Origin of the sequence: Litchfieldia sinesaloumensis (assembly GCF_900156865.1) — a bacterium.
Taxonomy (GTDB): domain Bacteria; phylum Bacillota; class Bacilli; order Bacillales; family Bacillaceae_L; genus Ferdinandcohnia; species Ferdinandcohnia sinesaloumensis.
This window is the reverse complement of record NZ_LT732529.1, coordinates 707,715-733,569: the sequence shown is the minus strand read 5'-3', so window position 1 is coordinate 733,569 and position 25,855 is coordinate 707,715. Positions and strand designations below refer to the sequence as shown.

The 25,855-nt window shown below is 37.3% G+C and carries 25 protein-coding genes; 4 read left to right on the top strand and 21 right to left on the bottom strand.

All coding sequences use genetic code 11. The annotated features are described in order from the left end of the window. Nucleotides 1-100: 100 nt before the first annotated feature. The 5 genes from CZ490_RS03595 to CZ490_RS03575 all read right to left on the bottom strand — a co-directional run bounded on the left by CZ490_RS03595 (nt 101) and on the right by CZ490_RS03575 (nt 6,290). On the bottom strand, nt 101-955 hold the full coding sequence (locus CZ490_RS03595) for a carbohydrate ABC transporter permease (protein WP_077617598.1): 855 nt from the start codon (nt 953-955) through the stop codon (nt 101-103). 181 nt (nt 956-1,136) lie between these two features. Further along, the gene (locus tag CZ490_RS03590) at nt 1,137-2,420 is read right to left on the bottom strand and encodes an ABC transporter substrate-binding protein (RefSeq protein ID WP_077617597.1); all 1,284 of its coding nucleotides are present in this window, start codon (nt 2,418-2,420) and stop codon (nt 1,137-1,139) included. A gap of 222 nt (nt 2,421-2,642) precedes the next feature. Continuing rightward, on the bottom strand, nt 2,643-3,593 hold the full coding sequence (locus CZ490_RS03585; RefSeq protein WP_159439904.1) for an acetylxylan esterase: 951 nt from the start codon (nt 3,591-3,593) through the stop codon (nt 2,643-2,645). Between the two features lie 43 nt (nt 3,594-3,636). Beyond that, nucleotides 3,637-4,446, bottom strand: a complete 810-nt coding sequence (locus tag CZ490_RS03580; RefSeq protein WP_077620931.1) for an MBL fold metallo-hydrolase — start codon at nt 4,444-4,446, stop codon at nt 3,637-3,639. A gap of 164 nt (nt 4,447-4,610) precedes the next feature. Then, nucleotides 4,611-6,290, bottom strand: a complete 1,680-nt coding sequence (locus tag CZ490_RS03575; RefSeq protein WP_077617595.1) for an alpha amylase family protein — start codon at nt 6,288-6,290, stop codon at nt 4,611-4,613. 314 nt (nt 6,291-6,604) lie between these two features. Here CZ490_RS03575 and CZ490_RS03570 point away from each other — a divergent pair, with 314 nt between their 5' ends. Both CZ490_RS03570 and mscL read left to right on the top strand, forming a co-directional pair. Beyond that, the gene (locus tag CZ490_RS03570) at nt 6,605-6,904 is read left to right on the top strand and encodes a hypothetical protein (protein WP_077617594.1); all 300 of its coding nucleotides are present in this window, start codon (nt 6,605-6,607) and stop codon (nt 6,902-6,904) included. A 70-nt stretch (nt 6,905-6,974) separates the two neighbouring features. Beyond that, nucleotides 6,975-7,352 (top strand): large conductance mechanosensitive channel protein MscL, encoded by a 378-nt coding sequence (gene mscL / locus CZ490_RS03565; protein ID WP_077617593.1) that lies wholly within the window; start codon nt 6,975-6,977, stop codon nt 7,350-7,352. A gap of 46 nt (nt 7,353-7,398) precedes the next feature. Here the strand turns inward: mscL and CZ490_RS03560 are convergent, their stop codons facing one another. The 7 genes from CZ490_RS03560 to CZ490_RS22265 all read right to left on the bottom strand — a co-directional run bounded on the left by CZ490_RS03560 (nt 7,399) and on the right by CZ490_RS22265 (nt 13,037). Next, nucleotides 7,399-7,917, bottom strand: coding sequence for an acyl-CoA thioesterase (locus tag CZ490_RS03560; protein ID WP_077617592.1), 519 nt, complete (start codon nt 7,915-7,917; stop codon nt 7,399-7,401). 42 nt (nt 7,918-7,959) lie between these two features. Further along, the gene (locus tag CZ490_RS03555) at nt 7,960-8,400 is read right to left on the bottom strand and encodes a GNAT family N-acetyltransferase (protein WP_077617591.1); all 441 of its coding nucleotides are present in this window, start codon (nt 8,398-8,400) and stop codon (nt 7,960-7,962) included. Nucleotides 8,401-8,520: 120 nt separating this feature from the next. Further along, entirely contained in the window at nt 8,521-9,486 is a 966-nt protein-coding gene (locus tag CZ490_RS03550; RefSeq protein WP_077617590.1) for a bile acid:sodium symporter family protein, read from the bottom strand. 144 nt (nt 9,487-9,630) lie between these two features. Further along, nucleotides 9,631-10,359, bottom strand: coding sequence for an exonuclease domain-containing protein (locus tag CZ490_RS03545; RefSeq protein WP_077617589.1), 729 nt, complete (start codon nt 10,357-10,359; stop codon nt 9,631-9,633). Between the two features lie 15 nt (nt 10,360-10,374). Continuing rightward, nucleotides 10,375-11,334, bottom strand: coding sequence for a DUF294 nucleotidyltransferase-like domain-containing protein (locus CZ490_RS03540; RefSeq protein ID WP_077617588.1), 960 nt, complete (start codon nt 11,332-11,334; stop codon nt 10,375-10,377). 68 nt (nt 11,335-11,402) lie between these two features. Then, a complete protein-coding gene (locus tag CZ490_RS03535; RefSeq protein WP_077617587.1) occupies nt 11,403-12,665 on the bottom strand; it encodes an ammonium transporter in 1,263 nt (420 codons plus the stop codon). 219 nt (nt 12,666-12,884) lie between these two features. Beyond that, nucleotides 12,885-13,037 (bottom strand): hypothetical protein, encoded by a 153-nt coding sequence (locus CZ490_RS22265; protein ID WP_159439903.1) that lies wholly within the window; start codon nt 13,035-13,037, stop codon nt 12,885-12,887. A 233-nt stretch (nt 13,038-13,270) separates the two neighbouring features. On the opposite strand from CZ490_RS22265, the gene CZ490_RS03530 reads away from it, so the two are divergent. Next, the gene (locus CZ490_RS03530; protein WP_077617586.1) at nt 13,271-14,632 is read left to right on the top strand and encodes a YjiH family protein; all 1,362 of its coding nucleotides are present in this window, start codon (nt 13,271-13,273) and stop codon (nt 14,630-14,632) included. A 109-nt stretch (nt 14,633-14,741) separates the two neighbouring features. Here the strand turns inward: CZ490_RS03530 and CZ490_RS03525 are convergent, their stop codons facing one another. Next, on the bottom strand, nt 14,742-16,064 hold the full coding sequence (locus CZ490_RS03525) for a purine/pyrimidine permease (protein ID WP_234987167.1): 1,323 nt from the start codon (nt 16,062-16,064) through the stop codon (nt 14,742-14,744). Nucleotides 16,065-16,149: 85 nt separating this feature from the next. Between CZ490_RS03525 and CZ490_RS03520 the strand changes: the two genes are divergently transcribed. Then, nucleotides 16,150-17,133, top strand: a complete 984-nt coding sequence (locus tag CZ490_RS03520; RefSeq protein WP_077617585.1) for a Gfo/Idh/MocA family protein — start codon at nt 16,150-16,152, stop codon at nt 17,131-17,133. A gap of 39 nt (nt 17,134-17,172) precedes the next feature. On the opposite strand, the gene CZ490_RS03515 is transcribed toward CZ490_RS03520, so the two are convergent. From CZ490_RS03515 to CZ490_RS03480, 8 genes are all read right to left on the bottom strand, one after another. Beyond that, nucleotides 17,173-17,826, bottom strand: a complete 654-nt coding sequence (locus CZ490_RS03515; RefSeq protein WP_077617584.1) for an SDR family oxidoreductase — start codon at nt 17,824-17,826, stop codon at nt 17,173-17,175. A 133-nt stretch (nt 17,827-17,959) separates the two neighbouring features. After that, nucleotides 17,960-18,250: a hypothetical protein gene (locus tag CZ490_RS03510; RefSeq protein WP_077617583.1), complete on the bottom strand. Its 291-nt coding sequence runs from the start codon at nt 18,248-18,250 to the stop codon at nt 17,960-17,962. Further along, nucleotides 18,232-19,215, bottom strand: a complete 984-nt coding sequence (locus CZ490_RS03505; protein WP_077617582.1) for an anti-sigma factor — start codon at nt 19,213-19,215, stop codon at nt 18,232-18,234. Before CZ490_RS03505 ends, CZ490_RS03510 begins: the two co-directional genes overlap by 19 nt. Further along, complete coding sequence (locus CZ490_RS03500) at nt 19,215-19,694, bottom strand: sigma-70 family RNA polymerase sigma factor (RefSeq protein WP_077617581.1); 480 nt, start codon at nt 19,692-19,694, stop codon at nt 19,215-19,217. The genes CZ490_RS03505 and CZ490_RS03500 overlap by 1 nt, the downstream gene beginning before the upstream one ends. 131 nt (nt 19,695-19,825) lie before the next feature. Next, nucleotides 19,826-21,562 carry an ABC transporter ATP-binding protein gene (locus CZ490_RS03495; protein WP_077617580.1) on the bottom strand — a complete coding sequence of 579 codons (1,737 nt, stop codon included), beginning with the start codon at nt 21,560-21,562 and terminating at the stop codon, nt 19,826-19,828. Further along, nucleotides 21,559-23,301 (bottom strand): ABC transporter ATP-binding protein, encoded by a 1,743-nt coding sequence (locus CZ490_RS03490; RefSeq protein WP_077617579.1) that lies wholly within the window; start codon nt 23,299-23,301, stop codon nt 21,559-21,561. The genes CZ490_RS03495 and CZ490_RS03490 overlap by 4 nt, the downstream gene beginning before the upstream one ends. A 450-nt stretch (nt 23,302-23,751) precedes the next feature. After that, nucleotides 23,752-25,329, bottom strand: coding sequence for a PH domain-containing protein (locus CZ490_RS03485; protein WP_077617578.1), 1,578 nt, complete (start codon nt 25,327-25,329; stop codon nt 23,752-23,754). Beyond that, the gene (locus CZ490_RS03480; protein ID WP_234987166.1) at nt 25,329-25,817 is read right to left on the bottom strand and encodes a PH domain-containing protein; all 489 of its coding nucleotides are present in this window, start codon (nt 25,815-25,817) and stop codon (nt 25,329-25,331) included. Before CZ490_RS03480 ends, CZ490_RS03485 begins: the two co-directional genes overlap by 1 nt. Nucleotides 25,818-25,855: the final 38 nt, after the last annotated feature.

The window sequence follows — 25,855 nt, the reverse complement described above, 5'->3', positions numbered from 1 at the left end:
CTTTTACTCGGCAATTTACGAGGCCGCCCTTTTGTTTTGATGTCGGATACTGTGTTGGTGTTTGATTGTATAGGCTGCATATGCTACTTTACCTCCTTAATTAAGACTGGCTATCCAATGTTCGTTTATTTAACAAAGTCAAAATGAGTATGATAATAAATAGAATAAATGAAATCGCACTAGCATATCCCATTTCCAATTGCCTAAACGCTTTTTCGAAAACAAGGAACACAACGGTCTTTGAAGCCCCTATTGGTCCACCATCAGTCATCGTTAACATTAATGTAAATTCTTTGAACGCTGACATCGTTGAGATAACTGCCGTAAAGAAGATGATTGGCTTTAACATAGGGAAGGTTATATGTATATGTTTTTGCCAGAACCCAGCTCCATCTAATTCAGCTGCTTCGTATAGATCTGTTGGCACGGATTGCAAGCCTGCTAGATAAAAAAGCATATAGTAGCCTAAACCTTGCCATACGGTTACAATTGCAAGACTAATCATTACAAACTTCCTGCTAGTTAACCAATCAATAGGACTGATTCCGATAAGACTTAACAAATAATTAAAAATCCCGTCACTAGCAAATAACCAGTTCCATAAAATTGCGGTAATTACAACTGAAACGAGTGCCGGAAAGTAATATGTTAATCGAAATAACTTAATTCCAATTAGCTGTTGATTAACAAGAATTGCTAGAAATACGGGTAGGACGACAAGTGCAGGTGTAACTAAGATCCAATAATAAGCCGTATTTTTTAATGCATTCCAAAACTCTTCATCTTTAAGTGCTCTAATAAAATTTTCAAGACCAACCCAATCTACCGTTCCCATGAATACATTGTAATCTGTAAAACTGAGCCCTAGAGCTGCCAGCGCTGGGAGTAAGGTAAACGTCGTTAACAAAATTGCGGTTGGCAAAAGAAACATCCAAGCGTGTCTTGCTTTATACATACAATCACTCCTACCATAATTCGAATGCTAGTCTGTTTCAACCATACTACGACTTTCAGCTACATTTGGTAAAATCATAATTTCTTAGAAAAGAAGGCATTCACTATGCCTAAGCAATCATGAATGCCATAGATAAATCCTATTATTCTTTAAATTATATTTTGCTAGGCTTTGATAAACTTTATTTCGTCTTTAGAAGCTCATTAATCTTGGCTTCAGCATCTTCAATCGCTTTCTGTGGATCTTTATCCTCTAACAAGACTTTGTGAAATTCTTCATTAACTGTTTTATTAATTTCTGAAATATTCTCAACAGGAGCAAACATATCCTTTGCAATATCAAGCTGTTTTGCAGCATAAAACTTACCTTTTTCTGCAGGGTCATCCGAATTTTCACCTTGTGTGAAGAATTCATCAGCTGCAGCATCTTTAACTGACGGTAGGATTGCTACAATCTTACTGAATGCTAACTGACTTTCTGCGTTTGTAACAAACTTAGCAAATTCAACAGCTTCTTCAGGAGCCTTTGATTTTGCGGAAACAGCAATATTCATAATCGATACATGTCTAAATCCAGAGGAACCAACGATAGCCGGTGCAGCATCAGATTTTGCATACACTTCAGGTGATAAGTCTTCAACCTGACGATAAAGTTGTGGTCCTGTACCCCACCATGCCATTTTCTCTTGTGCATACCACTCGTTTGGTTTCGCTTGCGCTAATAAAATTTCCTTAGGGATTAAGCCCTTATCAAAACGCTCTTTAAACTTTTTAAATACTTCAACTGCCTCAGGTGTATTAATAGCTGCGCTCTTTAAATCTTCAGAAACTAAAGGAATACCATTTTGAGGTAAGAATAAATGGATATCTGTAGGTGTATTACCATAGACTCCTAACTTCTCATAAAGAACTTCTGACATTTCCCAAGCTTCTTCCTCACTTTTAGGTGGACCGTCAAAACCCGCTTTTTCCAATAATTCCTTATTGTATAAAAGACCACCTGTAGATAGATACCATGGAAGTGCATATGTTTTATCGCCTAAATTCCCAGCTTCCCATACTCCTTCAAAGAAATCATCCTTAACATCGGCTGCTTTTTCTGTAAGATCCATAACAGCCCCGACAGCTGCAAGTTTCTTGAGGTAGTCTGTGTTTAAATTCATAACATCAGCAAGCTGACCAGAAGCAGCGGCAGTTAACGTCTTTTGTTCTACAGTGTCATACGGAATATCCTCCCATACAACAGTTACCCCTGGATTCTGCTCTTCGAACTGATCGACTAAACCGTTTATGTAATCATCAAATGTAGGGCTTAGTGAAATCGTCCAAAACTTAATTTCAACATTCTTTTTCTCATCTTTCTTACCTTCGTCATCATTTCCTGCACTCTCATTGTTAGAACATGCAGTTGCAACAAAAAGCATTAAAACGATCAACAACATTGAAAACCTTTTTAATCTTTTCAATTCGATTTCCCCCTTTTTTAATCGAAGAACTCACAACAGAGGTGGAATATTACTCCTAAAAAATGTGTAAAAGTGAATATATTCTTCAAAGTTAATTTTATTGCAAGAAAGTTACATTGTCAATATAATTGTAACAATTTTTAGAAATTTTAATTTACGATAAAGGTGCGACCTACTTATAACAATCTAGTCACCGTTCGAAGCTTCGAAGAATATTAAGCTCTATAGATTTTCTTTAATATAAGCAATTGTTTGATCGATGTGCGATATGATGCCTGGTGCATCATGTCCTGAAAACGGATATGAAATGATCAACTTTTCTGCATCGATCTGGTTGTATACACCGTAAACAGATTGAGGGGGGCAGATTAAATCCTTGAAAGCTACAGAAACTCGTGTCTTGCTCTTAATCCATTGTGCTAAATTAAGATTGTCAAAATAGGAGAGGGTTTCAAACACCTGTTTACTCTTTTCAGGATATCTATTCATAAAATTTTCGATACTAACTAAAGAGCCTTCGAATTTTTGCTGAACAGCAAGCTCGATATTACACATATTCGGAACATCAGCTACAACTAATGTAGGACGATTATCTAGTGCTGCAACCGCTAGTGAGATCCCCCCACCTAAGCTTGCACCATGCAGACAAATCCTAGATTTATCAATTTCGTTTCTAGTAAAAATAACATCGACTGCTCGTTTGCAATCAACATAGATTTTTCGATAATAATATTCATATTTATCTAGAATTCCTTGAGTAGCCCATGTTCCAGTAGAACCGAAGGAATAGAGCGTGTCCTCAGCACTTTCCCCATGGCCTCGACAGTCTACTGCCAAAACGGCATATCCCTGTATAGTCCATTTCATGTAATTAGATATTGAACCTTTATTACCACCATAACCATGAAAAATAATAATACACGGCAAGTCTTTATTTTTATCTTTTGGTAATATATAAAAGGCATTTATTGGAGTTCCTGCAAATCCCCTGTATATCAACTTGTAGGCGACAATTTGATCGATTGGATAATTAATCGGTTTCATTTGGATGTGAAGTGGAGATACAGCTGATTCCTTTAAAGTTTCTTCCCAAAAATTCTCAAAATCCTCACGCTTAGTTAGTTCAGGTTTATAATTCTCGTATTCTTCGATTTGTTTTTCGTAAAATATCACGATTCATCTATCCTTTGTTTTTATTCCTGTTTAATACAGTATTTCATACATGAATTTCAATTCCATCAAAGGCAACTTTAATACCACTCGAAGCAAAAATTTCTTCTAAATCCTCGTGCATTAGACCAATATTGTGAGAAAAATGAGTCGCTATTATTTGACTCCCTTTCGATATGATATTTTTTTCAAGAAATACCTTTTGTATATCCTTAACAGCTTCTATATTAAGATGATTTTTTCTTCCTGGTAAAAGTCCACGAGTACAATCCAAAATGACTACATCTATTTTTTTCGTAGATAACCATTCCCATGTTTTTTCAGGAAACCAACCTGTATCATGTCCATGAAATATCGTTTTTCCATCCTTTTCAATGTAAAAAAGCAAACAGGTTTCTAATGGGTTGTGATCTGCGGGTAAAGGCGTCACCTTTGCTGTACCGACTTGATACGTAGAAAAAGGGTGCATTAATGTAAATGAGAAATAATTTTCAGTATGCCATAAGACTTCTTTACATTTATATATCGCTGCATCATTTCCGTAAATATGTAGGGGATATGAAAAATCATGAGCAAATCCTGGTGTTCTCATTCCTAGATCTTTGGGGTTAAAATGGTCCATGTGAGTATGAGTAAACAATAAATGCTCTACTTTAGAAAGGTCGAGTTGGTGTGTTAAAACATGGTGATAGGTGTCGGGTGGGAAATCAATCTTAATTGTATCATCGATAACAGTTGAAGAACGGGTTCTAATATTCTTTCCCCCTAACTCTCTTGCCCTCTTGCAATGTTTGCAATTACAAAATAAACCTGGAAATCCTTCTGCCGCTCCTGTACCAAGAATCTGTATTTTCATATAACCTTCCTCTCTTTTCATATCAGAGTAAAATTCTCCTCCTGTTTCTTACCAAAAAGGAGGATATTTCCTATTCATAGTATAAATTCACTTTACATAAAATTCAAATTATTTTAAAAATACATAAAGGAGCAGTTTTTTTATAAACCGCTCCTCAATCTTTGCTACGTATCGCTTCGAACCATTTTCAGGAATCCAGGAATATGGTGCGGAGCTTGACTAGGCTCTGCAAATTCCTCTTCTACGATATGCCACCAATCGAACCATTCCAGATATACTAAATCGAACAACATAACACCATGTGTTTTTTCAATATCCTTCCGTAGAGCCTTGCGGAATTGATCTGGATTATTACTATATTGATTGAGATAAAGACTTCCGTAAACAAATGTCGATTCATTAATGACATCCATAGCTAGTTCAGCAGAGCCTTCAACGCTATGCTCAGCAATTCTACCATTAGCAATCGCTTCTTCTTTTGTTACATGTTCAAAGTACGTACCTGTCATGATGAAGTCTAATGTTTCAGCATAACCAGTTTTGTGATAATCAGGTGAAGTCCAGCTATAATCTGGTTGATATGTTTTACTTGCCCAGTTCACACCTTCACTGTAGTAATCCGAATACCATGCACCTACATACGTGCTAAAATATACATCTTCCTTTAAATCATGAACTGTTTTCTGTGCCTTTTTAAAAAAGGACTGAATATTTCCAGCACGCCATTCAATCCATTTTTGGTACAAAGGACCTTCTTCAATACTTTGTTGTCCGTTGTTGTCAAATTTGATTTCAAAAATATCTTGCGGGAAATTTGCAACTTCTCGACCTATATACGCCTCAAATTTTTCACGGCTTAATTCACTAAAGTCAGCGTAAATATTGTTGTATCTTGCTCGGTCAAGAACGATACCGTCCACATCATAATTAGTAACTAATTCCTCAATGATACCTAATTCATAGTTCTGAACATCCTCCCGAATTGGGTTTACAAATGTAGAATGTCCTGCTGCTTGTGAAGATGGCACAAGTTTCGTTTCAGTTGCCGAAATGTCTAACACATCCCCAACTTTAACATTATCAAGTAACCATGTTCTTGCTGTTCCATGCCCAGAGAGAACGTAACCGTTTTCAGGAACTTCTAATGCAGGTGTACCATACGTGTTTCGATCTGAGACCTGTGTTACAACACCATCTGTAACTTGAATTTCTGCACCCCACCGATTAGCTGGAGAAACTTCATATTTGTCTGGAGTATACAGTACAAGATAGTTTGTATTTCTAGTAATATTTGAACCATCAATTTTTCTAGTACTATTATTTGCAGCAGTTGCAACCCTTGATCCCTCATAAATAACTGATTGCCATTCCGGGTTCTCGTAAGCCGGCCCTTCCTGGAAAGTCGTGCTTCCTTCTGAGAATACATTGATGGCCGCATGTACCTTAATTCCATATTTATGTGCCTCTTCTATCACATTCTCTAATAAATCATAATTCTCAGGATATCCTTGGAACTTATCAATCTTCTTCGATGTACTTGCATGTGGAGCTAAATCGCTATTATATGCAACAAACCCTGTTGAGTTTTTTATATCTAGAATAATTGTGTCTATATTTGCTTTAGCCGTTTTACCAACGATCTCTTTTACTTTTTCTTTTGTATTTAGATACTCGATATTAGCAGACAAGTCGTACCATAGCATTCTCGCCTTTTTATCCTGTTCTTTCACAATGTTTTGTAATACATTCTTTCTAGCAGTATCATTCCCACCCTTAGCTGAAACTGGAATAACCGAAAAAGTTAACAATAAGAAAGCAGTAACAACAACAAATATTTTTTTCATAACTCGCTCCTTTTTCTCCTTTTCAATTATGTTTACATTTATGTATTACAACGATGGATGTAAGCTTACCTCCTTTTTTTAAGAATTATCTAAATAGTAACACAACTAGGTGTAAAGAAAAATATTTTCTTCACTTTTTCAAAATAAACAGGATAAATTCTCTACATCCTGTTACGATTATTCTTTTTTCAACAAAATTACCTATGACTAAAGTCCTGTTATTAATAAGACATCCGTTCCACTCCTAATCTTAGTAAATAATTTCTATTTTTTGATATAATAAGCCTAATGTAATTTGTTGAGGTGGTACTAATATGGCTTTTGGCATTAAACGCAAGGAGCTTATGGAATGGAAACGAAAAGTTTCACAAGGAGAAATTGCTTTTCTCACACATTATTGGTTGGATGATCGTTTTCCTGGAATGACGACTGTAACGAAGGTTGGCTGTGCAGACGTTGATAAATTAATTAAGTGGGGACAAAAATACGGGATTCCCTCGAAATATATTCATAACCGAACCGGTTTCCCGCATTTTGACTTGTTAGGTGAAAGGCAAATAGAAATCCTTAGGCAAGAAAATATGCTATATCAATTGGAGAAGTTTCATAGATAAGCCTTAAGAACTATTTTCTTTTTACGACTAATCTGTAAAAATAAGATGTATTTTGAAAGGAGACTTACGTATGCTTAATGAATTTAAAAAGTTTGCCCTTAAAGGCAATGTCATTGATCTTGCAATCGGTGTTATAATCGGTGGAGCTTTTGGAAAAATTGTCACATCACTTGTAAATGATATTATTATGCCATTATTTGGCTTATTATTAGGTGGAATTAAAATATCTGAAGCGGCTTATACCTTCCATGAAGTAGAACTAAAATACGGATTGTTTCTACAAACGGTCGTAGACTTTTTAATTATTTCTTTTTCTATTTTTATGTTTATTCGTTTTTTTCAGCGTTTTAAGAAAAAAGAAGAAGAGACACCTGCCGCACCTGTCCCAACAAAAGAGGAAGCATTACTTACTGAAATTCGTGATTTATTAAAGGAACAGCGCCAATAAATAGCAAAGGTTGTCCGCGTCGTGATTGACTGTGGACAACCTTTTTTTACACTTCCCAAGGTAATGCGATGCTATATCTTGAAGCCATTTTTTCGTTTTCTTTTTTTCGTTTCTTTCGTGTTTCAGCGCGTTCTTTCGCTGATTCATGCAGCATCTTTTCTTCATCAGACTTCGGAATAACTTTCGGAACGGGCTTAGGTTTTCCATTCTCATCTAATGCAACAAAAGTTAAAAATGATAAGGCACAAATATTGCGTTCCCCCGTATATAAATTCTCAGATATAACTTTAACAAATACCTCCATCGAAGAGCGACCCGTATAGGTTACGAACGCTTCTAAACAAACTGAGCTTCCTTCTTGGATCGGATGAAGGAAGTCCACTGAGTCAGTTGATGCTGTTACAACTGGTGAACGTGAATGACGCACAGCAGAAATGGACGCAACATCATCGATATAAGCCATTAACTTTCCACCAAACATGGTTCCATGATAGTTGGTATCAGGTGGAAATACATTGCTTGTCTTCACGACAAACGATTCTTTACAGTATTTTGCATCTTCCATTTGTTAATCCCCCTCCTTTTCTCTTGTTTTATTCTTGTCGTTTTATTGTAATTTCAAACAAACGAGTTTTTCCCCCCAAGGCGCTGTACCTTTAGGGTGAAAACCTGCTCGCAAGTAGGTTCTTTCCGCCTGGATGTTACCTGGATTATACCCAATAATGATTTCTTTGGCATCAGGTTTTGTTTTTATTGCCTCAATTACATGTATCAACGCTTTAGTCCCATAGCCGTTCCCTTGGTATTTTTCGTCAATCATTATACGATAGATCCAATAATTATGGTCATCCTCATCTAAACCATACATCGTGAATCCAACCATTTTGTTCTCCACATAGATTCCATAGGCAACAAAATTCGGTAAAAACTGAACCTCTGCTAAGGAGTATAAATTTGTTGCAATAAAACCTTGCTGGGACTTCCCAACTTTTAATTCAATACACTCTTCCCAATTTTCACTTGTTATTTTTTGTAAGGACACTGTCAAGTGAGCTTCCCCCGAATCATATGTATATAGGAGTTTCCTCCACCAAATATCGTATGTGTTCGAACTACTTTTTTCAATCTTTTTTCTAAGAAAAACGTTAGCCAGTTGATTGGCTAACGTCTAAGCCGTGTATTTTTGTTCAATAAGCTGTACTGAATAGACACGGTCAATGAATCCAGCATAAATCGAGGCTAAAATTTGTTGAAATAGCATTCCAACAACTACAGGAACCGCGACTTCTGGTGGGAAAAAGGTAATAGCTATAACAGCACCAGCACTTATATTACGCATTCCTCCTGTAAATACAAGGGCCACTATGACATCGGGCTCTAATTTCATCAGACGACCAATTCCCCATGAAATCAAGTATCCACAAAACGCAATGAAAAAAACCACACCTGCAGTTTTGATTAACTTTAGATTTACATTTTGAAGGTATGGAGCAATTTCAGCACTATTCAAAATAACAACAACACCAAGACCAATTTTAGAAAATGGGGCTAAGGTGGGGCTGAGTGTTTTTGTACATTCTCCTTTTGTAAGATGATTGACGAGCATACCCAGGACAGAAGGCAGCACTACCATAAAAAAGAGACCCTGCATCATGCTAGAAATATCCATCTCGATATTGCTTCCAACAAACAATGTTAAACTATACGGTACAACAAAAGGAGAAATCAGAGTATCTATTAAGATGATTGAAAGCGTAAGTGCAATATTACCGTGCTTCATAGCGACCCAAATAAAGCTTGAAATCCCAGTTGGAATGACCACTGCCAAAATCAAACCAGTAATCGTAAAACTATCGCCCGGAAATGTTAAATGTCCAACCACCCAAGCCCAGGCAGGCATGATGAGATGTAATGTAAAGAGGGCAAGTAAAATTGGAAATGGATGAGCAATCGCCCGTTTTAACGACGTGAAGTTAGAGCTAAGCGCTCCAGAAAAAGTAATAAATGCAAAAATCCAAGGTACTAAATATGAAAAAGGAGCTAAATAAGCAGTCAGTAAAACACCAATAACAACACTCGTAGGTGTAATAAGTGGCATCATCTTTTCTAATTTCTTGTTGAGTTTCTGTAACATGATCATTCCCCTATATTATGAATCTAACACTAAAAAACCATTACCATAGTATACTACAATTTTCGCAATTTAGGGGTTGTTCAATAAAAAAAGGGAAAAATTGAGACTTTCAACTAAAAAAGAAACACTTGGTGTAGTGCTTCTTTAAAGATTAGCAAGCCTGTTATAGACATCTCGTAATGTGCAACATCCTAGTTGTTGAATTTTTTGGATATAGATTGACCAAAGCTTAGCTGTTAACACTGCATCTCCAAGAGCATGATGTCGGTTTGTTACTGGTATGTCGTGATATTCACAGAGGTCTTCCAATCTTGTTAGTTGTAAATTGGGTTCAACTAATCTATATAAAAAGGAAGTGTCAATAACACGGTGTTTAAATGGTGTACGGAATTGTTTCCAACTTGCAGCTTGCATAAACGCTTTCTCATGATTAGCATGATGTGCTACGAGGGGATTTCCCTTCGCAAATTCAAAAAAACGAACTAGAACATCTGATAGGGGAGGGGCATTCTGTAAATCAACACCTGATATCCCTGTTAAGTTTTGAATCGACTCAGGAATCTTATTGTTACAGAAAACGAGAGAATAGAAGATGTCATTTTCGCGTATGATTCCCCCTTTCATCTTAACTGCACCAAGTGAGATAATTTCATCCCCTTGTTCTGGATAAAAGCCTGTTGTTTCAATATCAAACACGACCACACCTAGCTCTTCTAGAGGAACGGTCAATTTATCCTCTTGATGGAGGTCACGATGGATTTGTCGGAGAAAAGCAATCTGTTGAAAACTTAGGCCTTGATTCCCACCCATCCCACTTGTATTTACTTTTCCTTGAAGCCCCCTCACAAATTGAATAAATGGTTCAAATGCCATTTTTCTATCACCTCTCTAACCAATACTTGAACGAACATAATGATGTAGTTTCAAGCCATTTTTTAATATTTCTCTAAGCTCCTTTTTTCGTGATCTATCCAATTGTCTAATTGGAATAAAATGGCTTGCTTCATATGATTGCGTATGGCGAAACAAATGGTTCCGTATTTCTAGTAACCGTTCAAAATTTTCAAGATAGACCTGAAATTCTGGTGGGTATCCTCTCTTTAATAGGGCCTCTATCCGATCAATTGTCGAGGTTTCTTGTATACCTTCCTTCATCGCCAGTAACCGAACTGCACTTACATAAGGAAGAAAGGCTGTTTGTTTTAAATCAATCGCCCCCTCATACTCCCCTTTTTCTTCTCCCACAAGCTGACCGAGTGGGCCAATTGCCTTTTTAACGTATAATATGTTTTCCAGGTGTCTCCTCAAGAGATTTTCATTAAGAGAGGTTAGTAGTAATAATTTAAGTTCTCTTATTAAAGAGTTACTTCCAATAAGCACTCGTGAATCAAAGAAGATTTGCAAATACCGTATGGTCTCCCAGGTCTCCTCCACCATCCAAGATGAAAGCTGTTGTTGCCACTCTACCACCGATTTACACCATACTGGGTTAGATGGCATAATTTTACCTTCACAGTAGGGATATCCAACTTTGTATAAACCATAAGAAAGCTCTTTACCTAGTTCATGAAAATAGGTAATTGCTTCCTTTGAATGATCGGCATAAATAATCCCATGATCTTGGTCACTAACATATCCTTGTTCCAGCCTTCCACCGCTACCGGTTATAAACCATACAAACTCACATGGCACATTTTTTTGTCCTAAACGCTCTACAGCCAGATGGAAGATATATTTCATCACCTTATCATGAAAATGATTTAGGGAATTTGCATCAATCTGGTATTGAAAAAACAACGCACGCTTCATTCTTTTTATATCTTCATATTCTTGTTTCCCCTCACTCATTTACACACCCCCATCATGTATATCCAAAAGGAGCAGGTCCTCTATTCCTAGGGACCTGCTTAATCACATTATGAACTCATTTTATCTTCCTTCGCTAAGAAGACTTCCGGATAGCCATAACTACCGTGTTCACTTATATCTAAGCCCATAATTTCCTCTTCTTCAGTTACACGTAGACCACCCATTACTTTCTTCAGAACAACTAGAATGATAAAAGAAACTATAAATGCATATGCACCTGATACTGTAACACCTAAGAATTGCACACCCAATTGTGTGAATCCACCTCCATAAAACAAACCTGCTTGCCCTACCGTTGCAAGCTCTGGAGTTGCAAAGAAACCTGTTGATAAAGTGCCCCAAATACCCGCTGCTCCGTGAACTGATAGAGCGAAGATTGGATCATCAATTCTTCTCTTTTCAAAGAATCTAGCACTATAAAACACTAGTATTCCGGCTACAAATCCAATCACGACTGCTGCCCATGTATCAACAAATGCACAAGAAGCTGTAATAGCAACTAAACCTGCTAAGGTTCCATTTAACATCGTCGGGATATCCGACTTCCCTAATACAATCCAAGAAACTAGTAGCGCTGCCACTGCACCAGCACCAGCTGCTAAATTCGTATTTAAAGCAACAAAACCAAAGAATCCATCGGCTACAGATACTGTACTTCCTGCATTAAATCCAAACCAACCTACCCAAAGAATTAATACTCCCAACGCTGTATACACTTGGTTATGTCCGAAAAGCGTATTGGACGAACCATCTTTATTGAATTTCCCAATACGTGGCTTCAATAAAATCGTAGCTGCAAAAGCGGCCATCGCCCCTGTTAAATGAACTACAGTGGAGCCTGCGAAGTCTTGCTTACCATGCTCTGCTAACCAACCCCCTCCCCAAATCCAGTGAGCGACTACCGGGTATACAATTGCAGCAAATAGAATAGTAAACACAAGATAGATTGATAATTTTGCTCGTTCTGCGAAGCCTCCTGTTGCAATGGTAATAGCGATTCCTGCAAATGCTAATTGGAATAAAAAGAAAACAGATGAATTAAATCCTAAATCAAGTTCTTTGCCAGAGTAAAAAAATTCTGAAAGTCCTACAAATAGGTTTGCATTTTCACCAAATATAAATGCAAATCCAACAGCCCAGAAAACTAATGAAGATAGACCGAATGTAAAGATTGTTTTCCCAGCTATATGCCCGGCATTTTTCATTCTAGTTGAACCAGCCTCTAGAAGAATAAATCCACCTAACATAAAAATTACCAAAATTGCTCCTACCATTACCCATAAACTGTCCATAAGATATGAAACGTCCATTCTCTCTCCCCCTCAATTCGTTTGTTCTTATTACACTTCATGTTAGGAAATGTAACATCATATATATGATTTCTAATATTAATCTAATATATAGATTGATTTCAATCACTTTTTTCAGATTTTAGATGAATTATGTAAGAAAGTATAACAATTAGTTTACTAAGTGCAAATTTCAATCTAAAAAAGAAGCATTATCGTTGAGATAATGCTTCTCCTAGCTTAACTCGGGTCATTTTCATCGAAGGATAATGTTGTCACTTGGGTGTAATCACCCTGTTCAACCTCATCCATAGTTGCCTCCTTTTGTAATTCTTCTTCTGTATCCATTCCAACTGCGATTGTTGCTTCCTCTTTAGTTTGACGTTTCTTCACCAGTCACAACTCCTTTTCTTTTTAGTTTTCCAATGGTTTACATCCTCATTCATTAATTATTTGTTTAATTGGGAATGCTACAACAAGGTTGGTTAAATTAACCTTCCTTTTCAGAATAGTATTTTTATACACCTTGCGGAATTATTATAAAAAAATACTCGCATTTTTATTCAGTTTGTTATAAAGTATTCATTGTGACTTTTTAAGATTTTTTTGATTTTTGAGGTGAAACCATGGAAGTTCAAAAACAACAAGACAAACCAACAACGACTGGTTATTTACGATTCATAATCCCATCTTTAATCGGAATTCTTTTATTCATCGTACCATTACCATATAATGATTCATTCACGATACCAGTTGCTATCTTGGCAGGTATTGTTCAAGATTGGTTAGGAGAATCCATCCCTTATATAATGACTGGGTTGATCACATTTACTGGGATTCTGTCAATCATTACGTTATTTGTAAAACCTGCTTTTATAACGAAATCACCCTTCTTATCTGGTCTATTTTATATAACACCATTATGGGTCATCACACGTATACTTGGGATGATTTTCGCGATAATGACGTTATTTCAACTTGGTCCTTCCGCGATCTGGTCGGATACTACTGGCGGGACTTTGCTATTTGATTTAATTCCAGTATTATTTTCTGTGTTTTTATTTGCAGGACTCTTTTTACCTTTGTTACTTGATTTTGGCTTACTCGAACTCTTTGGAGCTTTATTGACAAAGGTGATGCGACCACTCTTTAAATTACCTGGACGTTCATCCGTTGATGCCATCGCATCTTGGCTAGGTGACGGAACAGTTGGGGTTCTATTGACAAATAAACAATATGAAATGGGTTATTATACAAAAAGAGAAGCCGCTGTTATTGGAACAACCTTCTCTGTCGTTTCAATCACGTTTACGGTTGTCATATTAGCTCAAATGGAATTAGAAGGCATGTTTGTCCCTTTTTATATGACGGTCTTAGTTGCAGGTTTAGTTGCAGCAATTATTATGCCTCGGATACCGCCACTGTCGAGAAAATTGGATACGTATTATGAGGGGACAACTAGGAAAGCAGATGAAATGATACCGACTAATGTAAACCGGTTTCAATGGGGAATGGAAAAAGCAGTTATTCAAGCCGACAAAGCAGGTGGCTTTTCTAGAGTGGCTCGAGGTGGCTTTCAAAACGTATTGGATATGTGGCTTGGCGTTGTTCCTGTTGTAATGGCAATCGGCACAATCGCACTTATCATTGCAGAATTTACTCCATTCTTCAAATATCTAGGTGTGCCATTTGTACCAATTCTTACTTTCCTTCAAGTGCCTGAAGCGGCCGCAGCATCTGAAACGATGGTGATTGGATTTGCTGATATGTTCCTACCAGCCATTATCGGTGCAGGCATTGAAAATGATTTAACGCGATTTGTCATTGCGGGTGTATCGATTACACAGTTGATTTACATGTCAGAGGTTGGCGGATTATTACTTGGTTCCAAATTACCTGTATCTTTCATAGACTTAGTGATTATCTTTTTATTAAGAACACTTATTACGTTACCTATTATTGTTGGGATGGCGTATTTATTCTTTTAAAACTATTAAAAGCCCCGAAGCTAATTTCGGGGCTTTTTCTTAGTTCATTGATGATAGTGACAGTTTTTTTTGGTTAGTGACAGTATTTCCGTATAAGTGACAACCTCGACTAGGCTCTTTCGGTATTTTTGGAGCCTAGCCTTGAAACAAACTGCTCAATCACAATAGCCACAACCGTTCCTAGGATGAGCCCATTATTTAATATGGACGTCAAAACGGGTGGCATATCCTTAAAAGCCTCTGAGGGGACAAACATTGACCCTACACCAACGAATAACGAAAGAACAATAATCATTCGAGAAGTGCTACGGTTTTCAAGTTGTTCAAACGCAGTTAAAGCAGGTAACATCAGATTTGCGAAAATAATAAATACCGTAGCATATCCAACTGGTGCCGGTAAACCCGAAAGGAAATTCATGACCTTCGGCAAGAAACTTATCGCGACCAAAATAGCACTTCCAACAATGAAAGGAAGCCGCGTATTAATCTTCGTTGTTGCGATAAATCCCGCAGCACCTGAGATAGGAACTGGTGCAACTGCTGAAAAGAGTCCCGCAAAAATTTGATTAATCCCTGCCATAAAGCCCGCTGGACGAAATCTCGTTTTTTCTACGGGTCTATTTTGAGATAGAAGGACTTGTTCCACAACTTTAATACTAGCTATCAAATTTGTAAGAAGTAATAAAGTCACTAGCACCGAGGTTGCAATCATTCCGCTATCGAATAAAGGTTGCCCAAATGAAAAAAGTTCAGGAACTTCTAGCCACTTATTCGTTTTTACTTTTGAAGGTTCTGTTAATCCTAAGATAGCAAAAACACCCCAACCAAGTGCCAAACTAATCAGTACTGAATATTGCCTAAAGGCACGCGGTCCTTTTTCAGCAAAAATAAACGTAAATAGAATAATGAATAAGCAAATAACGAAGATCTTTAAGTTAACACTTTCTTCACCTCGATAACCAACACCTAGAATTCCATTCAAAAAAGAACCACTCAATTGAAGGGATAGTAAAATTAAATAAGTACCCGTTACAACCGGTGTAAAGAGTTTTGAAAGCCGGTCTATAATTCCAGAAACACTTAAAATCATAAAAAGAAATCCACTTACCAATATACCTGCTTCAATTGCCCTTAGCGTTTCTTCACCTGAACCATATAAAGTTGGACCCAGGCCAGCATAGATAATAAATACACCCCACCATAAACCAGCAGGTCCCTCATTTATCGGTAATCGGTGCCCAAAGTAGACCTGGACCATTCCTGATAATCCTAACACTAAAAACGTGCGCTGGACAAATCTAGCCGTCTCGTTAGGATCCATTCCATAAAGAGCGGCAATTGCAATAGGCGCTACTATGGAGCTAGCCACGATAAAGGCTAACCATTGTAATGAACGTAGTAGTACTTTCAAATTTCTCATCCCTATTCTCAATAAATTCACCTCCTCATTTTATCATTTTTTTCTAAATAAGGATGTCTGGTATAATGAATCTATCTTTTATTTTCGGAGGTAATGTATGATTCGTTTTGGAATAATTGGAACTAACTGGATTACAGATACATTTTTAGAGGCTGCAAAGTCAATTGAAGAATTCTCATTAACAGCTGTATACTCACGAACGAAAGAACGTGCCAAAGAGTATGCTGAAAAACACCAGGCACCTTATACATTTACTTCGATAGAAGAGTTAGCTCAATCAGATGTAGTGGACGCCGTGTATATAGCAAGCCCGACATCCTTTCACGCCTCTCATGCAACCATTCTACTTAATAACGGCAAACATGTTCTTTGCGAGAAGCCAATCGCCTCTAACAAGAGAGAGCTAACGGAAATGATTCAAGCAGCAAAAGATAATCAAGTGCTACTTATGGAAGCAATGAAGTCAGGTTTTCTCCCTTCTTATGCAAGTATTAGAGAGAACTTATATAAAATTGGGCAAGTCCGCCGTTATTTTGCAAGTTATTGTCAATACTCTTCTCGCTATGACGCTTATAAGGAAGGGACGGTTTTGAATGCATTCAAACCTGAATTTTCGAATGGTTCATTAATGGATATTGGTGTGTATTGCATATATCCAATGATACAAATGTTTGGAAAACCTGATTCAATTAAAGCAAGTGGACTTATGCTTGATTCCGGTGTTGATGGTGAAGGTGGAATTCTAGCACACTATAAGGAATTGGAAGGAATGGTGATGTTTTCAAAAGTCACGAATTCCTATATACCTTCTGAAATCCAAGGTGAAAATGGCAGTATTTTAATTGATAAAATTGCATCACCTGAAAAAGTGGAGATACGCTATCGCGATGGGCGAGTTGAGGATATTTCCATTCTACCTGAGCAACACACAATGTATTACGAAACAAAAGAATTTATTGATTTGCTTAAGAGTGGCTCGCTAGAATCTACGATAAATACCTACGAGGATTCGATTGCTGTCATGGAAATCTTAGATGAGGCTCGAAAACAAATTGGCTTGGTTTTCCCTGCGGATAAATAATAAGAACCGCTTGCGACAGTCTGATCGCAAGCGGTTCTTTTAATCACCTTTTACATTTTTCAATGCATCTACAATTGGAATTTCTCCACTGACGAGGTCAAATGATTGATAATAGGTATTTTCTTCGCTTAATGCAGCAACAATTACCTTCGCCACATCCGCACGTGGGATGGTATTTCTCGTCAAGTTCTCTCCTAATTCTACATGACCCGTACCCTCTTCATTTAATAACCCTCCAGGACGGACAATGGTATACGTTAAATCACTTTCAACAAGAATACGATCTGCGTAATGTTTTGCTACATAGTATGGGCGGATTGCTTCATTCCATTTTTCGCGTTTATTCGCACCCAATGCACTTACCATCACAAAACGCTTAACCCCCACCTGCTCTGCTGCTTCTATTGTTTTTACTGCACCATCCAGATCAATTAACAACGTTTGATCCGGACCTGTATGTCCGCCTGAACCCGCAGTAAAGACAATCGCATCACAGCCTGAAATAGCTTCTGCAATTTTTTCCACACTCTCCGCGATACTGGCAAGCACAGTGTTTACGCCTAACCCCTCAAAAGATGCTACTTGTTCTTGTTTACGTACCATGGCAATTGGTGTATGCTCACCACTTTCTTTTAATAACTGGACAACCTGTTTTCCAATTTGTCCATTAGCACCGACTACACAAACCTTCATCCTTTTAGCCCCTTTCTTTTCCATTTCTTCTATTATTACAAGTTGAGAATGAGATATCAAATATAAGGGGTTTACTGTCAGTTTATTAAAATAAGCACGAAGAGATAGTGACCTCTCGCTATAAATAATAGACTTATGGAAAAGGCACAATCGCCCAGCCTAGACCAAACATGAGAATAATGAACACAAAGAAGTAGATACTTAAGCCGATTCCCCACAAGCCTAATGATCGACTTTTCTTTTGAAAAATCGAAACAAATCCAAGGATAAAAGAAATTACGTAAAAGGATGCATTTGTTGCAATGGGAATATCGAATCCGGATAAAAGCATACCATTTAATAGCAGCAAACCAGTAAGCCCCATTATTACACTAGACCACCCCATCCATTGAAATACAATATGTCTCATCTTGCCCAGTTCCATAATTTCACCTCTCCTACTTTTAAATAACGAACCATATCCGAATTTTTAAGCTTTTCTATTTCAGCTTTTGGCCCTGTAACGACAACTCCATAGGTTTGGAAACCATTTTCCTCAATAAAATCAATTCGTTCTGCCAATTCTAGATTTTTATGAGATGAAACTGTAACAGCAATCTCTTCATATGGTTCAATTTCTTTTAACATCTGTAAAAATGTATCCTCATGTGAGGTGGAGTCCCGAAATGGAGACCAATAGGTATTGTCACTTTGGACTGGATATCCAATCGGAGAAATCAATTCGCCCTCAGCACTAATCATTGTATCTTCCGTTCCAGTATAAATAGCAGCCCAAGTTACATCCATGTTTCCCACTTCATCTATTACTTCATCAACCTCGTATAAACCAGTTAATGAGACATAGGCCTCTACGACTGTTTCCTCTGGTAGTCCAGCAAGAACCTGCCACTCTTTTTGACTATTAAATTCGATTGAATTGCTCGGATGAGTTAACCAAAGATTTGTCTCGGTTGGGTATTTTGGATACACCTTCTCCAGTTTTGAAGTCTTTTCACTTTCAACTAAGTCATTCAGGATAAACTGTAAGCGATAATTCGCAGCTGGATAAAATTCATCTCCAATTTGTTTATATTGTTCAAATGCCAACGTCATCGAAAAAGGGGAAAAATCCATATCGAATTCGATTTCTTCCAACGTTGTATTTGGCTCTGTGATATAAAGCGTCTTACTCGCAATATCCATCAAAGTCGTCGATTTTGTCCCAAATGCATAATACATAAAGGTGAACAAATAACTAGTTGGTACGATTAACAGAATGACTGTTAATGTCGTCAGGATTAACCTCCATTTCGAAGATGAGATTGCTCTTTTTAGTTTTTTACTACCGTCGTTCGAGGGCAATTGACCACCCTTTTTAGCTTTATCAATTAATTCTTCGTACGAGTCCATTACCTTTCCTCCTCCGATAACATTTTCCGAAGCTTTTTTCTTCCACGAGATAAATGTGTTTTAAGTGTATTTACATTTAAATCTAAGATGGTAGCTGCTTGCTCGTTTGAACACTCATTTACATCGCAGAGTAAGATGGCTTGTTTTTCTACCGGCTTGATTTTATCCAGATAGTTCAGCAATTCTAAGTAGGAGTTCTTTTCAACAACAATTGCTTCTGGGGTATTAAACTCTACTTGGAGAAAATCCTCAGTATAGCTATAGCGTTTTTCCTTCCTTACTCGGTCGATAAATGAGTGATATCCAACTTTAAAAAGCCATGGCTTTATATCCTTAATTTCATTGGATAGAAGAGTGATATGCGCCTTCGTAAAGGTTTCTTGAATTAGATCCTCAGTTTCAGCATGATTTTTACTTAATGAAAATAAATAACGATATAAGTCATTGAAATACAATGAAAACATTTGTTCAAGGTCCATCACTACCCACCTTTCACCCTATCCACGTAACAAATAAAGAAAAAGTTTCAAAGAATACTAAATTTAATTGTAAAATATATTGAAATGGTAAAAGTAAAAGACCACTGGGCTATTCCAGTGGTCTTTTCTTATTATACCTGTAATGATTCTGCTTGCATACGATACATTTGTGAATAGGTTCCACCAACGGCAAGTAATTCTTCGTGTGTACCTTGTTCTTTTATTACCCCTCGATCTAACACAATGATGCGATCGGCATTTTTAATTGTTGAAAGACGGTGAGCAATAATGAAGGTTGTGCGCCCCTTCTTTAGAACATCCATCGCATGTTGAATGATTTCTTCAGTCTCAGTATCTATATTCGAAGTGGCTTCATCTAATATTAGAATAGCAGGGTCAAAGGCTAGAGCTCGAGCGAAAGAGATTAGCTGACGTTGACCGGATGACAATGTACTTCCCTTCTCAATTACCGGTTCATCTATTCCTTTTTCCAGGTTTTTAAGAACCCGGTCTGCACCAACCGCTCGTAATGCACCCTCAACTTTTTCCCGTGTAATCTTTGGATCATTTAAGCTGACGTTTGAAGCAATGGTCCCTGTAAATAAGTAGGGATCCTGTAAAACAATTCCCATATGTTGACGAACGCTTTGTCTTGGTAATGTAGTGATATCAATCCCATCAATATAGATTTTCCCTATTGATGGGTCATAGAATCGGAAAAGCAGATTCATAATTGAGCTTTTTCCCGAACCTGTATGACCTACTAGGGCTACCGTTTCACCACGTTTTGCTTCAAATGAAAGGTTCTTTAATACATATTCATCATCTTTATAGGCGAAGGTGACATCTTCAAAGACAACATGACCATCATACCGAGGCATACCCTCTTCAGATACCGTTTCTCCCTTAAGGTCCAACACATCAAACACCCGCTTTCCTGCAACTAGAGAGCGCTCTAATTGGGAAAACTGATTTACAATATTTGTAATCGGATTAAAAAGTCTCGTTAAATAATCAACAAAAGCGTACATTGTACCAGCTGATACAACCTCACCAACCGTTAAAGATTGCGTTCCAAAATAGACAATGAAAATAGTAAACATTATAAGACGCAATGTATTAACTAGATTAAATGAAGTTGCTGAATCTAATAATAATAATTTTCGACCATATGCATAATGCTCGTTATTCATTTCGTCGAATTCTTTTGTCATTTGTTTTTCACGACGGAATGCCTGAATGATTGTCATCCCTTGAATCGATTCGTTTATCATTGCGTTGATATCTGCAATTTTCTTACGAATCACTTTATTATAGTGTGATGCGTATTTTCGATATAGAATCATCCACAGATAGATGAGAGGAACCATCAACAGTGCAATCATCGCCATTTTCCAACTGAGGATGAAAAGAGCTACATAAACCCCTACAATTGATATAAAACTTGTTAAAAAATTTGAAAGGACCTGCACATATAAATTGCGAACCGCCTCTGTATCATTTGTTACACGTGCTACAATCTTACCAGCAGGAAGTTGATCAAAATACTGTATCGGTAAAGTGTGTATATGACCGAAAACATCCTTACGAAGTTTTTGAATCACGCGATTTGCCCCTACTTGCAGGTAAATATACATAAAATAACGTAACACCGCAGTTGCGATGGCTAAAATAAGATAAAGACAAAGCAACCAGGCAATTGGGCCAACTTCGATATTGCCGACGACCATATGCTCATCAATGATGTACTTTGCAATGAATGGTCCAGCAAGGTCTGTAAACACGGCAACTGTTAAGAAAAATAAACCTAGAAAAATCGGGCCCTTGTATGCAAAAGCATATTTTGTTAATCGTTTACCTGTACTCATGCGCCGCCTCCCTCTAGCTGTTGACGGTCAAATTGTTCCTTATACCAGCCATTTAGTCTTAATAGTTCTTCGTGCGTTCCTTGTTCCAAGATTTGCCCTTCATCTAGCACGATAATATGGTCAGCATGTTGAACACCAGATAAACGATGTGTCGTAATAATAGTCGTTTTATCGCTACGCTCATTCTGAATGTTTTCAATGATACGTGCCTCTGTTTTTGCATCAACTGCTGACAAGGAATCATCTAAAATTAGAATTTCAGGGTCTTTTATCAATGCACGCGCAATAGACACGCGCTGTTTTTGTCCTCCAGATAAGGAAACACCCTTTTCACCTACAAGGGTTTCAAGTCCCCTTGGTAAGTTTTCTAAGTCTTTTTTAAAGTATGCTAAGTGAATCGCTCTATCAATTTCAGCGTTTGTTGCTTCTTCTTTTCCAAACAAGATGTTTTCACGAATTGTCCGCGAAAATAACACATGATCCTGTGGGACATAGCCAATCCAATCAAGTATTTGTTCTTTCGTTTGGGAAGCAATATCAATACCATCAATACTTAGCTGACCCTCCTGCAAAGGATATTCCCGTAGTAACTGACGTAGGAAAGTTGTTTTTCCAGCTCCTGTTTTCCCTACAATACCTAATGTTTCTCCTTTTTTTAAGGAAAGGGTAATGTTCTGTAGGTTTTTCACCTGACTTGTTGGATACTGGAACCGTAACTCATGAAATCCGATGGTACTTGGTTTCGAGATTGAAACAGGATGCGTTGCATCTTTTACATCAGCTTCATACTGTAATGTTTCTTGAACACGGTCAAGTGATGCATTCCCTTGTTGCATAACATTAATCAGCTCACCTATTGCAAAAATCGGCCAAACAGCTAGCCCCAAGTAGACATTAAATGTTACAAGTTGACCGACTGTCATTTCACCATTTGTTACAAGAACCGCCCCATATCCAAGTGCTACAACATAACTAATGCCCGTGCCAATCTTTGTAATCGGACCGAATAAAGCATTTATTTTAGCAGTATCCATATTCTTTTGGTAAACCTCTTCACTCTTATCTGCGAAGACCTGCTCATCTTTCTTCTCCTGTACATAGGCACGAATCACTCGAACACCTGCAACAGATTCTAGTACATTATCATTTAGTTCACCAAACGAATCTTGTGCTTTCATATAGCGTTCGTGAACGATTTTACCTAGATACTGAATCAGTACTGCCATGATTGGAACTGGAAGCATGGAGAAAAATGTCAGTTTCCAAGAAATCATGAACCCCATCGCAAAGATAATCGTGCCCAAAAATAAAGTAGAATCGATTAAAGTCATAATTCCAAAACCTGCTGTAAGTGAAACTGCATTTAAATCGTTGGTTGCACGAGCCATTAGGTCACCTGTCCGGTTTTTCTCGTAAAAGGTCGGCGTCATTTTTAAAAACTGCAGCATCAGTTTACGACGCATTAGTTTTTCAAGATTCAATGAACCTTCGAATAAACGGTACTGCCAGAAAAAATTCAAAAAGTAACCAATTACAATAATCGCTACGAATATCAGAACATATTGAATCAACACGTTTCTGGTCATGTCACCCACTGTTAGAAGATCGATTATAGAACCTAGTAAATAAGGCGGAATCACTTCCAGAACAGTTGCAATCATTAAAAGGATGATGGCCATTGTATATTGTAGCCAATATTTTTTATAGAACCATCCCAATTTACCTAACACTTCAAACATGTTTTATACCTTCTTTCTCCTGCTTATTTAGAAGACAAGAGCTACCCACCATCAAGCAACTCCTTATTGAAAATCAATAATTTTCGTCTCTTCCACATTGTCCTTCTCCCCTTTTCGTTTTATTCACCAAGAATTTCCAGACAACAAAAAAGATGCACACCCTAAAAAGAGCATGCATCTCTATAGTAGGTATAGTAGGCGTACCTATACCTTTTATTGTATTGGAAACTGACAATCAATCAAATCGAAGGTATGGACAATATATTAAATTGTAGTTTGAATGACACGCAATTAATTTTTTCATTGTCCTTTCCTCCTTTGTCAATTTTTTCTTAGTGCTCTTGAAGATTATCATTTTTTTCCTACAATTGTCAACTATCAAATTATTATTTAATAGCCCTTTTTTTGACAAAACTGACTACGACACTATGCGAAAGCACACCTAATCTCTTATATTTTAGGTGCAGTCGGGTTTTCCCCATCGCCTTCCATCAAATCAATTTCACCTTGTCGTTTCAAATACCATTGTTCAAATTCCATTGCAAACGGGAATGGGATATCATCTATTGTTTCAATATGTGTTGGTGTAGCACGATTCATTGTTGTTACCGATGCAATTCCGAAAATTCCTTGTAGTCTTGTTTGTGAATAGGACATCTCAATAATATTTCTTCGTTTCGTTACAAACATAGTGCTAGTGAGACCACCTCGCCACCATTGGACTTGATCCCCTGCAACAGCATATCTCGTATGAAAAAAATCAAGTACACGTTGGATGACAATGAAACAAAGTAATCCAATCGACAACATCCACCATACATGATTCGTACCAAACAGTTCTGGTTTAAAATAGAATAAGCCAATCGTTGCCAAAATCCAGATCCAACTCGGTTTTAATAATTTTACCCATAGAGATTTACGTGGTAACCTCTCTAATTTAGCTGTTTTTAACTGATAAACAGGTAGTATTTCTTCAATTAATTCGTACGCTGTTTGAACAGGTAAAAATGGATAAAGTGAGTTTACATTAAGAGATTCATCCCCCGTATTTGGATTAGCTGAACTGATTAATTTTACTTCCACTAACCCAAAGATTCGCTTCATCAAAGATTGTTTCATTTCCAAACCTTGAATCTTATTCTTTTCTATCGCGAAGTAACTTTCATCAAGAACTCCTCGATGAATATAGATATAACGTTCATCAGATGAAATTTCATATTTGCCATATCGAATAAATGTCCTTGCTACACCAAACGTGACGGCAACGGTAAGAGCCAAAACCAGGATAATCATAAAGAGCCACTTACTCGCAAGAACTCTCTGAAATAAACCTTCAATTTCGTCAGGGTCAGGTAAAACGGGTTGCAAATACTCCAATCCTGCGAACATAATTGGAACAATTGCCAGGAAGCTTAACGAAGTAAAGCTCGCTTTCCACAAGTCTTTCTTTTCAGGGGTAAAATGCACCTTACGATTTGGCTTGTGCAGCTTCTTAAGTTCTTGCACATCATTTCCCCTTAGCTCTTCATTGTGAGTAGGGACATCACTCCTATTATCTGCTTCGACCTTTTTTAGCTCCTGTTCTTCATTTAATTCTTTACCTGGTTGAACAAGTTCAATTAAATATTCAGCATGCTTTTTCGTTATCACCTCAAAATGAATTGAATCATCTTCCCCGTCCATTGCCGTTTCAAAAGTAAGAGACGTTAATCCAACAATTTTATGAAAGACAGTCGTCTTCCTCGTTACATTTTGAATTCTTGTGAAGGGTATCGTACTTGTGTGTTTAACAAAAATCCCTTTATGGATGTGAAAAGTCCGGTCTTTCCATTCATATTTCTCAACAAACCAACTTGCGATTATGTAAAACAAACGTAAGATCACTATTGCTAAAAACACATATCTTCCATACACAAAATACCAGGCTTCTGAATTTCTTTGAATAACAAACAAAAGCAGGATGAGGATAAAATTATTTTTAATTAGTTGATAAATCCGAAAAGCTACACTAAGTGGATGATATCTCATTATTCATCTACTTCCTTTAATTTTGCATAGTCTGCTAGTTTCTCTCTAAGTTCAAGGGCGATATCTTCTTCTAGAGCAGGAATCGTATGTGATGATCCCATCGTTTCAACCTTTATTGACCGGGCTTGATACCTTTTCATGATTGGACCTTGGCTTGTTGAGACCGATTGTATTTTCGTCATCGGTACAGTCACCCATTCTTTTGTTAGCACACCAAATTTCATTTGCAGATACTCGGTATCTATTTGATAACTCCAGCTTCGATAAAGGAGCCTTGGTTCAATAAAGGACCAAATAGCACCAAGTACGGCGAACACGAGTAGAGCAATTAATATCCAGTACGCCCATGTTGGCCACGAAAAATAATGATTCAACCAAAATAATACACCTACGACTAAAAAACCAATAATATTTGTTATTGTTTCTGTAATCATCCGTATCTTAGGAAACGCAGGGGATAAATGATGTTTTAATTTACGTTCATTCACGACTAGCAACTCCTTATAATTCTCTAAAACTACTTAAT